This window comes from Vibrio sp. 10N.222.55.C6 (assembly GCF_041473395.1).
GTDB classification, from domain to species: Bacteria; Pseudomonadota; Gammaproteobacteria; order Enterobacterales; family Vibrionaceae; genus Vibrio; species Vibrio crassostreae_C.
This window is the reverse complement of record NZ_JBFRSD010000776.1, coordinates 1-268: the sequence shown is the minus strand read 5'-3', so window position 1 is coordinate 268 and position 268 is coordinate 1. Positions and strand designations below refer to the sequence as shown.

Annotated in this window: 1 protein-coding gene; it reads right to left on the bottom strand. The window is 48.1% G+C overall.

Annotated features, from left to right (window positions below; all coding sequences use genetic code 11):
- Positions 1–268 (bottom strand): cation:dicarboxylate symporter family transporter (locus AB4486_RS26110; protein ID WP_372119659.1); only part of this gene is annotated, 268 nt, incomplete at both ends.

Sequence of the window (268 nt, the reverse complement as noted above, 5' to 3'; positions counted from 1 at the left end):
CGTTAGCACACCGAAGATGACCACCGCGATGATTGAAGTAGAACGAGCACCGGTTAGATCTGCAAACGGGTTAGTTGGAATGAAGCTAACCAGCATTTGTGGAATTGTTAAGTCAGACACACTTCCCATGCGGCTTTCTAGTGTTGCGATACGAGCCGTTTCACGAGCACCTTCTGTTAAGCCTTCTGCCGAAAGACCGAATGCTTGAGCTACTGCAATACCCACAATCGCAGAGATCGCCGTTGTTGCCAGTAATACTGAAATAGTG